Here is a 15175-nt window from a genome sequence, read left to right as displayed (position 1 = left end):
GGACTGAGGAGCGGAGGGAGCGAAGCGACTGCAGCGACGAGGGAAGGCCGGGAGCTCAAGCCCCATGACCCGCCGCGCCGGAGGCGCGGCATCAATACCGCCATAGGGGCAACCCAACCATGACGGACCCCGGAATGTCGCTGGATCCGAAAATTGCCTAAAAGGCATCTTTGCCTAAACGGCAAAGTTTGGTACGGTCGTGGACATGGCCGAAGGACTGCGGGAGCGGAAGAAGCAGGAGACGCGGATCGCCCTGAGCTGGGCGGCGGTCCGGCTCACGGTCGAGCGGGGCCTGGCGAACGTGCGGATCGAGGACATCGCGGCCGAGGCCGGCGTCTCGCTGCGCACGTTCCGGAACTACTTCAACAGCAAGGCCGAGGCGATCGCCGCCCGGGAGGTCGACCGCAGCCTGCTGATCGCCGCCGAGTTGCGCGCACGGCCGGCCGACGAGCCGTTGTGGACCGCGATCCGGGCGTCGATCGAGTCGCAGTTCGCCCTCGGCGCGAACGGCCACGGTGCGGAGCTGCCGCCGGACGAGCAGTGGCTCGCCGGGATCCGGCTGATGGTGACCGAGCCGTCGTTGCAGGGGGAGATGGCGCGGGCCTACGCGGCGGCGGGTGAGGAGTTCGCCGCCGCGATCGCGGACCGGACCGGTACGCACGGGCTCTATCCCCGCCTGGTCGCCGATGTCGTCGGCGCTGCCAGGTCAGCGGCGTCGGCCGAGTGGCTGCGTGCCGATCCGCCGCGACCGATGACGGAGCTGCTCGGGGAGGCCCTCGACCTGGTCGCCGCAGGTCTGCCGGTACCCGACTAGAACCCACACCTCAACCACATCCCCGGCGCCGCCGGGGTGATCAGTCACGCCCAATTTCGCTGGAAGGACACATGCCATGGATGCCGATGTCGTCATCGCCGGAGCCGGACCGAACGGCCTCATGCTCGCTTGTGAACTGAGGCTGGCCGGAGTCCAGCCGATCGTGCTGGAGCAGCTACCCGAACGCAGCGAGGTGCCGCGGGCCAACGGCCTGGTCGGCCAGGTCGTCCGGATGCTCGACCGTCGCGGCCTGTACGAGCGCCTCAGTGGCCGGCCCGGACCGCCCGAGCCACAGCCTGGATACATGTTCGGCGCGTTCCCGCTCGACCTCACGTCGATCGAGCAGAACCCCGTCTACATGCTGCCGGTGCCGCAGCGCCGGATCGAGGAGGTGCTCCAGGAACGGGCGCTCGAGCTCGGCGCCGAGGTCCGCCGCGGCCACGAGCTCATCGGGTTCTCCCAGGACGCCGACTCCGTCACCGTCGAAATCGCCGGCTCGGACGGCCCGTACCAGCTGCGAGCCCGCTACCTCGTCGGCGCGGACGGAGGCCGCAGCCTCACCCGCAAACTCGCCGGAATCGACTTCCCCGGCGTCACCAATGACGCCATGGTGTCCCGGACGGCGAACGCGTTCGCACCCGTGGAGTACATCGACCCTGCCACCGGTGCCCTGTCCGTCCCCGGGTACGGCGTGATCCCCGGCCTGATGCATCACCGGACGGAGCGCGGCCTGTTCGTGTATGGGCAACTGCCCGGACGGCCGCCGGTCGTCAGCACCGGTGAGTGGGATGTTCCGCCCGACGGCCCGATGACGTTCGACGAGCTGCAGGAGAGCGTGGATCGCGTCCTCGGTGTGCATCTGCCGCTGACTCCGCCCGAAGGTGACGGGCCGTTCCTGCTGCGCCGGCTGACCGGTGGGAACAGCCGGCTGGCCGACCGTTTCCGGGCGGGACGGGTGTTGCTCGTCGGAGATGCCGCCCACGTCCACTCGGCGATGGGCGGGCCTGGTCTCAACCTCGGCCTGCAGGACGCGGTCAACCTGGGCTGGAAGCTCGCCGCCGAGCTGCAGGGCTGGGCGCCTGACGGACTGCTCGACAGTTACGAGTCGGAGCGTCGCCCGGTCGGTCAGCGGGTGGTGATGCAGACGCAGGCGCAGTCCGCACTGATTGCCCCGGGCAACGATGTGACCAGGTTGCGCGAGCTGTTCGGCGAGCTGCTGACCGATCCGCAGAACGTGCAGCGGATCGCGGACCTGATCTCCGGCGCGGACATCCGCTACCACGACGGTCCGCATCCACTGATCGGCCGCTGGGCGCCGGATCTCATGATCGGCTCGGTCCGGCTGGCCGAGCTGATGCGCACCGGCCGTCCACTGCTCGTCGACCTCACCGCGGACGGCTCGTTCGCCGCGGCGGTCGGCACGGATCGGGTCGAGGTCGTCACCGGGAGCGGGGAGTCGCCGATCGCCATGCTGATCAGGCCCGACGGGTACGTCGCCTGGGCCGCGGACCACGATGGTGTCGTCGAACAGGAGGGCTTGCGTACGGCGCTGGCCCGCTGGTTCGGCGTACCTCAGGAACGGCCCTTGACCAACGCCACCAAATAGCGGCACGAACTCGTCCCCGGGTTGTGGAACGTGGTCGCCGATGGTGGCCCGAGTTGGAGGCAGTCGCCGGTGTGCAGGTCGTGGACGACCGGACCCTCGTGGAAGCGGAGCTGTCCATCGAGGATCCAGAGCTGCTGGTACTTGAAGATGTACGCGTCGGCGGGGTACGAGACCGAGGCGCCCGGTGGCAGCTCGACCTCGACCAGCTCGAGCGGGCCGTCGGTGACCGGTGAGACGGCCCGCCGCTGGTACCCGGTGACCGGGTCGGTCCAGATCGGCTGGTCGCCGGCCCGCCGGAGGAGCTCGCCAGTGTTCTCGGCCCGGGTGACCAGTTCGGACAGCGTCATGCCGAGGGCGCCGGAGAGCCGGCCGAGCAGCACCGCGGTCGGCTGCGCCTCGCCGCGTTCGATCTTGCCGATCATCGCGCGGGACACTCCGGAGCGCTCGGCGAGCGCGTTCACGGACAGGTCCTGCGCGACCCGGGCAGCCTGCACCGTCGCGGCCAGTGAGGCGGAGAGCTCATCAATCACGCTTGCCACTATAGCGCCACTTATGGCTACTATCGTGACATGCCAAAGATCAGAGACGCCTCGGAGTCGGATGCCGAGGCTTGCGCGGCGATCTACACGCCGTATGTCACCGACACCGCGATCACCTTCGAGATCGACCCGCCGACCGTCGCGGAGATGGCCGAGCGGATCGCGAGCGCGCAGGCGACCCACGCCTGGATGGTGCTCGAGGACGACGGTCGCGTCGTCGGATACGCGTACGCCGGTCCCATGAAACCGCGCGCGGCGTACCGCTGGTCCTGCGAAGTGAGCGTCTACCTCGAGCTCGGACGCCGCCGTACCGGTGGTGGGCGCGCCCTTTACGAGACCCTGTTCGAGCGCCTGACCGAGCGCGGTTTCCGTACGGCGATCGCCGGCATGACCCTGCCGAACGACGCCAGCGTGGGTCTGCACCAGGCGCTCGGGTTCGAGTCCATCGGCACGTATCGGAAGATCGGGTGGAAGCTGGACGCCTGGCACGACGTCCACTGGCGCCAGCGTCCCCTCGCCGTACTCGCGGATCCGCCGGAGGAGACCCGCTAGCTCATCTTCGGGCAGGGCGCGCCCGGCGTCGTGACGAGCTCGAAGTGCCACATCTCGTTGGACAGTGTCTGGCAGAGCCCGAAGCGGTTGCCCTTGCGGATCAGCCAATCGTCGGCGGCGGTGGGGCCGATGTCGACCGCGTGGCCGGTAACGTGATGCGACTCGTCGGGATCCGAGACCCACTTGAGGGCCTTCTCGCGGCTGCCGTACTTGCGGATCGCCTTGTCCAGCAGCTCTTGCTGGTACTTCTTGCTCCGCCAGCCCGTCGTGACCTGCATCCTGATGCCGTCCTCCTTCATGGCCTGTTCGGCCTGCTGGACCGCTGTCCGCAGTGCGGGGTCGAGCTTCGCGATGCCGGGCAGGGTGGTGTCGAAGGCAGAGGTGTGGTCAGGCAGTACGCCGTCCTCGGAGCCGGGCTTCTTGGACTTCGAGGGGCTGCCGGCGGCCGAGGTCTGGGTGGTCGACGGTGCCGGGTCGTCCTGCGCGGACACCGCCGTACAGGAGGCCAGCGTCAGGCCGGTGACCGCGGCGAGGATCGCGAACCCGGCCAGAATGGTCATCCGGCGTTCGCGCTTGCGGGTGGCAACGAGTTCATCGGTGAGCATGGCCACCAGTCCACCCGGGCCGATGTTGCCGGAGCGTCTGCGTTTCGGCATACGTTTTCGATATGCGCGGCCTGGTTGAATGGTCGGTATGCGGGTGCTGGTCGTCGAGGACGAGGTCTATCTCGCCGAGGCGATCCAGGCTGGGCTGCGGCTGGAGGCGATCGCGGCCGACCTGGCCTTCGACGGTGACACCGCGCTGGAGGCGTTGACGGTGAACGCGTACGACGTCGTCGTCCTGGACCGGGATCTGCCGGGGATCAGCGGTGACGTGGTGTGCGGGCAGATCGTTGCGCAGGGCATCGGCTGCCGGGTGCTGATGCTGACCGCGGCCGGCGATCTCGACGACAAGGTGACCGGGTTCGAACTCGGTGCCGACGACTACCTGACCAAACCCTTCGAGCTGCGGGAGCTCGTCGTACGCCTCCGAGCTCTGGTACGGCGGCCGTCCACGGCCACACCCACCGTGCTCGAGTACGCCGGGGTGCGGCTGGATCCGTACCGGCGCGAGGTGTACCGGTTCGGGCATTACGTGAAGCTCACGCGGAAACAGTTCGCCGTACTGGAGGTGCTGATGGCAGCGCGCGGTGGGGTGATCAGCGCGGAGATGCTGCTGGAGAAGGCGTGGGACGAGAACGCGGATCCGTTCAGCAACGCGGTCCGGATCACGATCTCGGCGCTGCGCAAACGGCTCGGGGATCCGTGGGTGATCCACACCGTGCCCGGCGTCGGCTACCGGATCGGTGAGCCGTGAGCGATCCGATGATCGCCTGGCGGCCGCGGCTGACGGTCCGGCTGCGCCTGACCTTGAGCTATGCCGGGCTGCTGGTCGTCGCCGGTGGTGTGGTGGCGTGTGTCATCTGGCTGGTCTTCCGGATCGTGCCGAACTACCCGCTCACCCCCGCCAACCCGCGCGACGGGCGCCTTCTTCCGCCGTCGCGGGGCGACCTCCTCGACCTGGTGGTGAAACTGTCGGCGTACGCGCTGATCTTCCTGGCGATCGTCGGGCTGGTCGGCGGTTGGTACCTGGCCGGCCGGATGCTGAAGCCCCTGCAGGACATCACGGCCGCGGCCCAACGGGCGGCGGGTGGTTCGCTCGATCACCGGATCGGGCTGACCGGGATCCGGGACGAGTTCACCGACCTCTCGGACACGTTCGACGCGATGCTGGACCGGCTGCAGCGGTCGTTCGAGCAGTACCGGCGGTTCGCGGCGAACGCGTCGCACGAGTTGCGGACCCCGCACGCGGTGATGAAGACGATGCTCGAGGTGGCGGCGACCGATCCCGATCATCAGGATCTACCCGAGCTGGTCAAACGTTTGGCCGAGACCAATCAGCGCGGGATCGACATCGTCGAGGCGCTGCTGAGCCTGACGGCGTTGAACAACCGGACGGTCGAGGTGGATCCGGTGGATCTCGCCGCCGTGGTGCGGTCCGCGCTGCCGGCGCTGACTTCGGAGGCTCGCGACGTGGGTGTCGAGGTGACGTGTGACCTTGCGGAATCGGTTGTCGAAGGCAACGAAGTGTTGTTGCACCAGGTGGTGATGAACCTGGTGCAGAACGGGATCCGGCACGGCGGTCGATCGGTCGGGATCACGGTCGGTGGTGGGCGTCTCGTCGTACGCAACGATGGGGTCGTGCTGGATCCCGCGCGGGTCCGGACGTTCGTCGAGCCGTTCGCCAAGGATCGGTACGGCGCTGGGCACGGGCTCGGGCTCGCACTGGTCGACCGGATCGTGGAGACCCACCACGGTCGGCTCGATCTGGTCGCCAACCCCACCGGGGGCCTCACCGCAACCGTGACGCTACCCATGGCCGACCTGATCGGCTGAGGACGCGGCTGAGGGCTGACCTGGTGGCGGGGTGAGGATGGTGGGGTGACCGACCCTCACCTGACCGTCCGGCGCGCGGTCGAATCCGACGACGCCGCCCTGCTCGAGATCGACCAGACCGCCTGGGACGCTTCCTCGGGCTTCCCGTCGTACCAGGACACGCTGCGCGACAGCTTCTTCGCCCGCAGCGGCCCGGAGGCGCACCTGGTCGCCGAGTACGACGGCAAGGTCGTCGGTTACCTCCGCCTGCAGGACAAGTACCAGTTCCCCGAAGGCGCCGGCGTCCTGACCATCAACGGCCTCGCCGTAGCCGAGTCCGCCCGCGGCCGAGGCGTGGCGAGCGCGCTGCTGGCCGCCGCCACCGCCGAGGGCAGACTCCGCGACGCCCGCAAGATCAGCCTCCACGTCCACAGCACCAACACCGCCGCCCGCCGCCTCTACGAACGCCACGGCTACACCATCGAAGGCACCCACCCCAACGAATTCCTCATCGAAGGCACCTGCATAGCCAGCGTCGACATGGCCAAAACTCTGTAGCGACCACGCCGGGGCGCTGTCAGCATCTAGGGATGCCTAGGTCTCGTGCGTTTGACGGGGTTGAACTGGCCTACCGGGTGCTGGAAGGCGCCGCGCATCATCCGGGGATGGATGAGCGCGACGCCTTCGTGACAGCGGTGAGCGGGTTCCTCAGGGGGTGACGCCGTGCTCGCGGAGCCAGGGCTCCGGGTCGATCGGCGAGCCGCCGCCGGGGAGGACCTCGAAGTGGACGTGCGGGCCGGTGGTGTTGCCGGTCATGCCGATCGCGCCGACCTGGGTGCCGGCCTGGACGCTGTCGCCGACCGAGACGTCGAACTCGGACATGTGGCTGTACGACGTGACCGTGCCGTCGGCATGCCGGACCTTGACCTGGCGGCCGTAGGCGCCTTCGAAGTCGGCCTGGATGACCTCACCCGCCATCACCGAGCGCACCGGCGTACCCATCGGGGCGGCGAAGTCGAGGCCGGTGTGGTTGTGGGCCCAGCGGCCGCCGGCCTGGTCGAAGCGGGCGGTCAGGTGGTAGCCGGTGGTCGGCAGGACGACCTTCGGCGCGGCCTTGGCCTTGGCGATCGCGGCAGCCTTCGCCGCTGCGAGCGCCCGGGCCTTGATGGCGGCCTTCTTGGCGGCAGCCGCCTTGGCCGCGGCCAAGGCCTGGGCCCGGCGCTGGGTCAGCGTCGCGTTCGCGACCAGTCGGGCGGCGCGCTGCTTGGCGATCTGGTCGGCCTTGGCCTTCTGGGTCGCCGCGAGACCGAGGTCGATCCGGGACGCGTCCCGGGAGCCGAGGTCGCGTCGATCGACCCGGGCGGCGGTCAGTGCGCTGGCCTGTGAGGGGCTCAGTCCAGTGCTGCTGGCGACGGACGGTCCGGTCGCGGACGAGGTGAGTCCGACGGCGGTGGTGCCGGCCGCGGCGGCCAGCGCGGCGGTCAGGCCGATCAGCTGTTTGCGGCGTCCGAAACCACGGCGGGAGGAGCGATGCTTGGCGGCCCGACGCGGCGCAGCCGGAGGGTGTGCCGGCCGTTCTGCGGCCGGCACGTCATGGTGAGGGGGCACGGGGAGGGAAACCTTCCAGGGAGGGGCGGCCGCCGTTGGAGGGGGTACGGCGACTCATCGACCATAACGAGGAGGTCACAGCCGCTCAAACGTCCCTTGCGGTCAGATCAACAAAATCGCACACATACTGTGAGGGCACCCTGTCCCCGTGTGCGCGCTCAGGCGTAAAACGAACCCGTGGGTAGTTGAATGCGGACGTGACGCGGATCACTCGGCCGATGGCGCCGAACAGGCCCTCGTGGCCGGTATAAGCCGTCCACATAATGAGAGCTTTGTCGACCAAGTTACTAATCTTTCAACCCCGGCTCATACTGAGATGACCGAGCCGATTCAGGGCCTAAAGGAGGAGACGGAGATGACGCGCAAGCCGCCGTACTACCGCCTCCACATCGACCTTCTCCGGGTCTCCAGCGCGCTCTGTCTGCGCTGAGCACACCCCCTCGCACCGTCTGACGGCGTCCGCTCCGGACGTCTGCCGCGCCGTGCCCGCGAAGCCTGCCCACCGCCAGGGAGAGTCACTGTGTCGACCACCTCAGTCACGTCCGCGACGGATACCGCCGGACCACCGCAGTACGCCGTACCGCACGATGCCGACCTGCCCGTCGTCGCCCGACGGCATCCGTGGCGCTGGGTCGGTGTCGGGATCGTCCTTGTCCTGCTGGCGATGTTCGTGCACGGGCTCGTCACGAACCCGGGCTGGGACTGGCCGACGTTCTTCCAGTTCTTCACCACCCGGACGATCTTCTCCGCGTTGTGGGTGACGGTGCAGCTGACCGTCTACGGCACGGTGCTCGGGTTCGTGCTCGGTGCGGTGCTGGCGTCGATGCGCCTGTCCAGCAGCCCGTTCCTGCAGATAGTTGCCTGGGGCTACATCTGGGCGTTCCGCTCGATCCCGTTGATCGTGCAGCTGTTGTTCTGGTTCAACATCGCCTACCTGTACCAGGAGCTGAGCCTCGGGATCCCGTTCGGGCCGGAGTTCGTGCACTTCAGCACCAACAACCTGTTCGGCCCGCTCGGTGCCGCCGTGCTCGGGCTCGCGCTCCACCAGGCCGCGTACGCCGCCGAGATCATTCGCGGCGGGATCATCTCGGTCGACGCCGGTCAGGTGGAAGCCGCGGCGGCGCTGGGGATCCCGCGGGTCCGGCAGTTCTTCCGGATCGTCCTGCCACAGGCGATGCGCTCGATCCTGCCGAACGGCGCGAACGAGGTGATCAGCCTGTTCAAGGGCACCTCGATCGTCTCGGTGATGGCGATCCCGGAGCTCTTCTACCAGGTCCAGGTGATCTACGGCCGGAACAGTCGCGTCGTTCCACTGCTGATGGTCGCGACTGTTTGGTACATCGTCCTGACCACTCTGCTGTCGATCGCACAGTTCTACGTCGAACGTCACTTCGCCCGCGGTACGGCGCGTGAGCTGCCGCCGACTCCGTGGCAGCGAGTACGCCGTACCTGGAAGGCCGCCCGATGATCGACGTCAAGGGTGTGCACAAGAGCTTCGGCGAGCTCGAGGTACTGAAGGGTGTCGACCTGGAAGTGCGAGCCGGGACGGTCACCGTGATCCTCGGTCCGTCCGGGTCGGGCAAGTCCACGTTGCTGCGGTCGATCAACCATCTGGAGAAGGTGGATCGCGGGCTGATCCGGATCGACGGCGAGCTGATGGGCTACCGCCGGCGCGGGAACAAGCTGCACGAACTGCGCGAGCGGGAGATCCTGCGGCAACGGTCGCAGGTCGGGTTCGTGTTCCAGAACTTCAACCTGTTCGGTCATCTGACCGCGTTGCAGAACGTGGTCGAGGCGCCGGTGTCCGCGCAGCGCCGCAAGCGCAGTGAGGTCGAGCCGCTGGCGCGGGAGCTGCTGGAGCGGGTCGGCGTCAGTGACAAGGCCGACGCGTACCCACGTCAGCTGTCCGGTGGGCAGCAGCAGCGCGTCGCGATCGCGCGGGCACTCGCGTTGCAGCCGAAGGTACTGCTGTTCGACGAGCCCACCAGCGCGCTCGATCCAGAGCTGGTCGGCGAGGTCCTCGATGTGATCAAGGAGCTCGCCGGCGACGGCGCCACGATGGTCGTCGTCACCCACGAGATCGGTTTCGCCCGGGAGATCGCCGACACGGTGGTCTTCATCGACGGCGGCCGGATCGTCGAGTCGGGTCCACCTCACGAGGTGCTCGACAACCCTGTCCACGAGCGCACTCGCGCCTTCATCTCCAAGGTTCTCTGACCTCATGAAAAAGACTCCACTGATTGCGGTTGCCGGGCTGCCGCTGCTCGCGCTGGCCGGATGCGGCGCCGAGCCCCAGGCCACTGCCGCCACCGACACCGGTGTGAACACCTCCGCCGACCAGAAGCGGGTCACGACCACGAAGAACGATGCCGCGGCCGCGTTGCTGCCGGCCAAGATCCGCGATCGCGGGACGTTGATCGTCGGGGGTGGATTCGGCAGCGGGAGTGTGCCGCTCGGATTCCTTGCCGATGACAACAAGACCCCGATCGGCCTGGAGGTGGACATCGCCTACCTGGTCGCCGAGGCACTCGGCCTGAGGCCCGACATCCAGGTGACCAGCTGGGAGAACCTGTTCATCGGCATCGACTCGGCCAAGTACGACGTCGGGTTCTCGAACATCACGGTGACCGAGAAGCGTCAGCAGAAGTACGACTTCGCCACCTATCGCAAGGACGACATCGCGTTCGAGGCGAAGAAGGGTGGTAGCTGGAAGATCGCCGGCGGTAAGGACGTGGCCGGGAAGACGATCGCGGTCGGGTCCGGGACCAACCAGGAGAAGATCCTGGTCGACTGGAACGAGGCGAACATCAAGGCCGGGTTACCGGCCGCGACGATCAAGTACTTCCAGAACCAGTCCGACACCTACCTGGCGCTGAGCTCCGGCCGGATCGACGCGTACCTCGGGCCGAACCCATCGATCGCGTACCACGTGAAGACGTCCGGCCAGACCGAGACGATCGGCAAGTTTTCCGGCGCCGGTCCGACACTCCAGGGCCTGATCGCCGCCACCACCAAGAAGGACAACGGCCTGGTCAAGGCGTATCAAGCGGCGCTGAACGCCGTGATCGCCGACGGCAGCTACGCCAAGGTCCTGGCCCGCTGGAACGTGTCGAACGAGGCGGTCACCACCTCCGAGATCAACCCGCCCGGCCTCCCACTCACGAGCTGAGGACATCTGATGACGAAACGCTGGACTGTGCTGGTTGCCGTCGGTCTGCTGGCGGCAGCCGGATGTGCGGACCCACAGACGAATGCCTCATCTACTAGCGGTGATGCCTCTGTGGTCGCGTTCGATACTTCGGCGAAGCAGGAGCATGTCACGTCGCCGAAGGTGGACAGCATCGCGGCTGAGCTGCCGGCCGACGTACGGGATTCCGGGAAGCTGATCGTCGGCAACGGATCGGCGGGAGGCGGTTTGCCGCCGTTGGGGTTCACCGCCGATGACAACAAGACGCCGATCGGGGTGGAGGTCGACATCGCCTACCTGGTCGCGAGTGTGCTCGGGCTGAAGGCGGAGATCGACACCACCAGCTGGGAGAACCTGTTCCTCGGGCTGGACTCCGGGAAGTACCAGGTCGGGATCTCCAACATCGGGGTGTCCGAGCTGCGCAAGGAGAAGTACGACTTCGCGACGTACCGGCTCGGGTTGCATGCGTTCGAGGCGAAGAAGGGGTCGGGCCTGAAGATCACCGGCCCGGCAGACATCTCCGGCAAGACGATCGCGGTCAGCTCCGGCACGCTCCAGGAGGCGATCCTGGTCGACTGGAACAAGCAGAACGTCGCGGCCGGCCGCAAGCCTGCGAGCCTCAAGTACTACCAGCAGGCCTCGGACACCTACCTCGCGCTGGAGTCCGGCCGGATCGACCTCTACCTCGGCCCGAACCCGAACGCCTCGTACCACGTCGCGACGCAGGACAAGACCGAGATCGTCGGCACGGTGTCGTCCAGCTACCCGGTCCAGGGCCTGGTCGGCATCACCACGAAGAAGGACAACGGCCTGGTCAAGCCGCTCGCCGACGCGCTCAACGCCGCGATCGCGGACGGCAGTTACGCGAAGGTCCTGAAGAAGTGGGGTCTGGAGGCCGAGGCCGTGCCGAAGTCGCTCGTCAACCCGCCCGGTCTCCCCAAGGACAAACAGAAGTAGGAGGCGACATGGCAACGATCGCAACCATTTCGAGCAGTCCGTCCAGCCCGTCCCGTACGGACGCGGTGCTGGACTATGTCACCAAGCGCCTGATCAGCCACGGCCACGAGGTCACCCCGATCGTGTTGCGGGACCTTCCGGCCGAACCGTTGGTGCGCGGTCGCGCCGACGACCCCGAGATCGCCGCCGCGGCCGACGTGCTCGCGGCCGCTGACGCTGTCGTGGTCACGACGCCGGTCTACAAAGCGGCGTACTCCGGGCTGCTCAAGGTGTTCCTCGACCTGCTGCCGCAGTACGCGCTGAAGGGCAAGACGGTGTTGCCGTTGGCAACAGGCGGTACGCCGGCGCACGTGCTGGTGATCGACTACGCGCTGCGGCCGGTCTTGACCAGCCTCGGTGCGGGCGCGATCGGCCAGGGCTGGTTCGTACTGTCGTCGCACATCCGGCTGTACGACGGGGGCGGGCTGCTACTGGACCCCGTGGCGTCGGTGCCGCTCTATCAGGTGACAGAGGCCTTCCTTGCCACGGTCGAGGGCAGCCGGCCGGTGGAGGGTCCGCCGGTGCAGGCCGCCGCGGTCGAGGCGGTGCGCGCCCGCCCGGAGGACCCGGAGTCGGCGCCGCTGCTGGCGGATCTCGTGGTCGAGTACAGCACCCGCTACGGCCGGACGAACGAGAACACCCAGCTCACCGAGGTCCCGCCGTCCGACTTCCACGCTGAGCGTGGTGGCGCGTTCGTACTGCTGAGGTACGGCGGTCAGACCGTTGCCGGGGGCGCCATTCGTCGGTACGACGACGAGACCGCGGAGGTGAAGCGGATGTGGACGTCACATCTGCATCGGCGACAGGGGTTGGGGCGCCGGGTCCTGGCGGAGCTGGAGGCGGCTGCTCTTGATCTTGGCTACCGGCGGCTCTATCTGACCACCGGCCCGCGTCAACCGGAGGCGGCTGGGTTGTATCTGGCCGTTGGGTTCCAGCCGCAGTTCGACACCGAGGTGGATCCGGAGTCGATCGGGCCGCTGCCGTTCACGAAGGATCTCCAGGTCGCGCTGAAGGTCGCGTCATGAGCCGGCGATTGATCACGGCGATCGAGATCGATGGAGCCGGTGGGCATCCGGGTGCTTGGCGTGGAGCCGAGGTGGATCCGGCGGCGATCCTGACCGGTGAGCTGGCGCTGCAGGCGGTTCAGCGGGCCGAGGCGGCTGGGGTCGACCTGGCCACTTTCACGGATACGCTCGAGGCGCCGGCCGACATACCCGATCGGGTCAGTGTGTGGCTTGACGCGCTCGGCCTGGCTGCGCGGATCGCGCCTGCGACGGATCGCATCGGTCTGCTGCCGACCATCACGGTCACGCATACTGAGCCGTTCCACGTGCAGGCGGCTGTTGCCACGCTCGACTTCGTCTCGTCCGGCCGTGGCGGGTGGGTCGCCGACGTCTCGACCTCAGCGGAAGCCGCCGCGGTGATCGGCCGCCGCGACCCCGCCCCGGTCGCCGACACCTGGCGAGAGGCCCGGTACGTCGTCGACGTCAGCCGTCACCTGTGGGACTCGTGGGAAGACGACGCCATCATCCGGGACGCCTCCACGGGCCGCTTCATCGACCGAGACCGCATCCACTACGTCGACTACGAAAGCCCGACCTTCAGCATCAAGGGCCCATCAATCGTCCCCCGCCCACCCCAAGGCCACCCGATCACGGCGGTCAGGGTGAACACCCCAGAGGCACTGGAAGCAGCCGCCGAAGCCGACGTCGTCTTACTGCGAGGAACCACTGAGTTGGCTGAGCGGGTGGCCGCCGTACGTTCAGTTGGTTCCGCACGGGTGCTGGTTTCGGTGAGCGTGTTGCTGGACGAGGATCCGGCGGCTGCAGCCGTCAGGGCTGATGGGGCTAGCCACCTTGACCACATTGGTGGGGTTGAGCGGTTGGCTGACCTGATTGGGGACTGGAAGGTGGCCGGGGTGGATGGGGTGCATCTGCGGCCCGCCTCGCTCGAGGTCGACGTACCGGCGATTGCCGAGCGGCTACTGCCGTTGCTTCGGGCAAAGAAATTGGCTGGGCCGGCAGCCGACCGGGCGACGACTGTGCGGAATCGGCTCGGGTTGCGCCGGCCGGAGAACAGATACACGGGGAGTACGCGATGACCAAGCAGATTCATCTGGCGGCGCACTTTCCAGGGGTGAACAACACCACGGTGTGGTCGGACCCGGAGTCAGGCTCACAGATCGACTTCGCGTCGTTCAAGCATCTGGCGGCGACGGCCGAGCGCGGGACGTTCGACTTCTTCTTCCTGGCCGAAGGGCTACGGCTGCGCGAGGTCAAGGGAAAGATCCACGACCTGGACGTCGTCGGCCGGCCGGAGTCGTTGACGGTCTTGAGCGCGCTGGCCGCGGTCACCACGCACCTCGGCCTGGCGGCGACGGTGAACTCGACGTTCAACGAGCCGTACGAACTGGCTAAGCGACTCGCCACCCTCGACCACCTGTCGGGCGGCCGCGCAGCCTGGAACGTCGTCACCTCCTGGGACGCCTTCACCGGCGAGAACTTCCGGCGCGGCGGGTACCTGGACAAGGCCGACCGCTACGTCCGCGCGCAGGAGTCGCTGCGCATCGTGCGGAAACTCTGGGACTCCTGGAGCGAGGACGACCTGGTCCTCGCCCAGGCCGCGGGTGTTTTCGCCCGCGCAGGCGCTGGGGCCTTCGCGGACGAAGGCGCCCACTTCGACATCGGCGGCCGGTTCGGCCTGCCGCCGTCGCCGCAGGGCCGGCCGGTGGTCATCCAGGCCGGTGACAGCGACCAGGGCCGGGAGTTCGCGGCCGCGAGTGCGGACGTGATCTTCAGCCGGCACGGGACGTTCGAGGCCGGGCAGACCTTCTACAAGGATGTGAAGGCGCGGCTGGCCCGGTACGACCGGACCGAGGAGTCGCTGAAGATCATGCCCGCGGTGACGGTCGTGGTCGCCGACACCGATGCAGAGGCGATCGAGAAGGCCGCGCACATCCGCGAGCAACAGGTCTCCGGTCCGACGGCGCTCGTACTCGCGGAACTCCTCTGGGGTCGCGACCTCTCGTCGTACGAGCCGGACGGCCCGCTGCCCGCCGAAGATCCGGTGGTCGGATCAACCGTCACCCAAGGCCGCGTGGGCTACAACGATCCCGCTCCGATCGTCGCCGAGTGGCGAGCTCAAGCGGAGGCGAACGGGTGGTCGCTGCGCGAGACCGTCATCAACCAGCAGAACCGTCAAACCTTCATCGGCTCCCCGGCCACCGTCGCCGAAGCGCTCAACCACCACGTCCAGGAGGACGCCGCCGACGGCTTCGTCCTCGTCCCGCACCTCACGCCCGGCGGCCTGGACGACTTCGTCGACCGCGTAGTCCCGCTCCTCCGCGAGCGGGGCGTCTTCCGCCCCGAATACACCGGTACGACGCTCCGCGGCCACCTAGGACTGGACAGATGACTGTGCTTTTGGCCGGGCCTTCGGCGCCGGCAGGGTCATGGGGCC

Annotated in this window: 17 protein-coding genes; 14 read left to right on the top strand and 3 right to left on the bottom strand. The window is 68.0% G+C overall.

Features of this window, described 5'->3' with window-relative positions; translation table 11 throughout:
- Positions 1-205: 205 nt before the first annotated feature.
- Both AB0E63_RS11355 and AB0E63_RS11350 read left to right on the top strand, forming a co-directional pair.
- Positions 206-814 (top strand): TetR family transcriptional regulator, encoded by a 609-nt coding sequence (locus AB0E63_RS11355; RefSeq protein WP_360364275.1) that lies wholly within the window; start codon positions 206-208, stop codon positions 812-814.
- Positions 815-890: 76 nt separating this feature from the next.
- Positions 891-2420, top strand: a complete 1530-nt coding sequence (locus tag AB0E63_RS11350; protein ID WP_360364273.1) for an FAD-dependent monooxygenase — start codon at positions 891-893, stop codon at positions 2418-2420.
- Here the strand turns inward: AB0E63_RS11350 and AB0E63_RS11345 are convergent.
- On the bottom strand, positions 2387-2950 hold the full coding sequence (locus tag AB0E63_RS11345; protein WP_360364271.1) for an XRE family transcriptional regulator: 564 nt from the start codon (positions 2948-2950) through the stop codon (positions 2387-2389). The two genes, AB0E63_RS11350 and AB0E63_RS11345, sit on opposite strands and share 34 nt — an antisense overlap.
- Before the next feature lie 39 nt (positions 2951-2989).
- On the opposite strand from AB0E63_RS11345, the gene AB0E63_RS11340 reads away from it, so the two are divergent.
- Complete coding sequence (locus AB0E63_RS11340) at positions 2990-3511, top strand: arsinothricin resistance N-acetyltransferase ArsN1 family B (RefSeq protein WP_360364269.1); 522 nt, start codon at positions 2990-2992, stop codon at positions 3509-3511.
- Here the strand turns inward: AB0E63_RS11340 and AB0E63_RS11335 are convergent.
- Positions 3508-4167 (bottom strand): M15 family metallopeptidase, encoded by a 660-nt coding sequence (locus AB0E63_RS11335; protein WP_360364267.1) that lies wholly within the window; start codon positions 4165-4167, stop codon positions 3508-3510. The genes AB0E63_RS11340 and AB0E63_RS11335 overlap by 4 nt on opposite strands.
- Before the next feature lie 37 nt (positions 4168-4204).
- On the opposite strand from AB0E63_RS11335, the gene AB0E63_RS11330 reads away from it, so the two are divergent.
- The 3 genes from AB0E63_RS11330 to AB0E63_RS11320 are packed head-to-tail and all read left to right on the top strand — an operon-like array spanning position 4205 to position 6483.
- Entirely contained in the window at positions 4205-4867 is a 663-nt protein-coding gene (locus AB0E63_RS11330) for a response regulator transcription factor (RefSeq protein ID WP_360364265.1), read from the top strand.
- A complete protein-coding gene (locus tag AB0E63_RS11325; RefSeq protein ID WP_360364263.1) occupies positions 4864-5946 on the top strand; it encodes a HAMP domain-containing sensor histidine kinase in 1083 nt (360 codons plus the stop codon). The genes AB0E63_RS11330 and AB0E63_RS11325 overlap by 4 nt, the downstream gene beginning before the upstream one ends.
- Positions 5947-5991: 45 nt before the next feature.
- Positions 5992-6483: a GNAT family N-acetyltransferase gene (locus AB0E63_RS11320; RefSeq protein ID WP_360364261.1), complete on the top strand. Its 492-nt coding sequence runs from the start codon at positions 5992-5994 to the stop codon at positions 6481-6483.
- Positions 6484-6633: 150 nt separating this feature from the next.
- Here AB0E63_RS11320 and AB0E63_RS11315 read toward each other — a convergent pair whose 3' ends face one another.
- Complete coding sequence (locus AB0E63_RS11315; RefSeq protein WP_360364259.1) at positions 6634-7533, bottom strand: M23 family metallopeptidase; 900 nt, start codon at positions 7531-7533, stop codon at positions 6634-6636.
- A gap of 316 nt (positions 7534-7849) precedes the next feature.
- Here AB0E63_RS11315 and AB0E63_RS11310 point away from each other — a divergent pair, with 316 nt between their 5' ends.
- The 8 genes from AB0E63_RS11310 to AB0E63_RS11275 all read left to right on the top strand — a co-directional run bounded on the left by AB0E63_RS11310 (position 7850) and on the right by AB0E63_RS11275 (position 15130).
- Positions 7850-7963 (top strand): putative leader peptide, encoded by a 114-nt coding sequence (locus AB0E63_RS11310; protein ID WP_360364257.1) that lies wholly within the window; start codon positions 7850-7852, stop codon positions 7961-7963.
- A 90-nt stretch (positions 7964-8053) separates the two neighbouring features.
- Positions 8054-9001, top strand: coding sequence for an amino acid ABC transporter permease (locus tag AB0E63_RS11305; RefSeq protein WP_360364255.1), 948 nt, complete (start codon positions 8054-8056; stop codon positions 8999-9001).
- Complete coding sequence (locus AB0E63_RS11300) at positions 8998-9750, top strand: amino acid ABC transporter ATP-binding protein (protein ID WP_360364253.1); 753 nt, start codon at positions 8998-9000, stop codon at positions 9748-9750. The genes AB0E63_RS11305 and AB0E63_RS11300 overlap by 4 nt, the downstream gene beginning before the upstream one ends.
- Before the next feature lie 4 nt (positions 9751-9754).
- Positions 9755-10702: an ABC transporter substrate-binding protein gene (locus AB0E63_RS11295; protein ID WP_360364252.1), complete on the top strand. Its 948-nt coding sequence runs from the start codon at positions 9755-9757 to the stop codon at positions 10700-10702.
- 9 nt (positions 10703-10711) lie between these two features.
- Positions 10712-11677 carry an ABC transporter substrate-binding protein gene (locus AB0E63_RS11290; RefSeq protein WP_360364250.1) on the top strand — a complete coding sequence of 322 codons (966 nt, stop codon included), beginning with the start codon at positions 10712-10714 and terminating at the stop codon, positions 11675-11677.
- Positions 11678-11685: 8 nt separating this feature from the next.
- Positions 11686-12741, top strand: a complete 1056-nt coding sequence (gene ssuE / locus AB0E63_RS11285; RefSeq protein WP_360364248.1) for an NADPH-dependent FMN reductase — start codon at positions 11686-11688, stop codon at positions 12739-12741.
- Positions 12738-13817, top strand: a complete 1080-nt coding sequence (locus AB0E63_RS11280) for an LLM class flavin-dependent oxidoreductase (protein WP_360364246.1) — start codon at positions 12738-12740, stop codon at positions 13815-13817. The genes ssuE and AB0E63_RS11280 overlap by 4 nt, the downstream gene beginning before the upstream one ends.
- On the top strand, positions 13814-15130 hold the full coding sequence (locus AB0E63_RS11275; protein ID WP_360364244.1) for an NtaA/DmoA family FMN-dependent monooxygenase: 1317 nt from the start codon (positions 13814-13816) through the stop codon (positions 15128-15130). The genes AB0E63_RS11280 and AB0E63_RS11275 overlap by 4 nt, the downstream gene beginning before the upstream one ends.
- Positions 15131-15175 lie beyond the last annotated feature (45 nt).

It is taken from the genome of Kribbella sp. NPDC026596 (assembly GCF_040638415.1).
Classification (GTDB): domain Bacteria; phylum Actinomycetota; class Actinomycetes; order Propionibacteriales; family Kribbellaceae; genus Kribbella.
The sequence above is the reverse complement of the archived record's forward strand: the minus strand, read 5'-3'. Positions and strand labels throughout refer to the sequence as shown.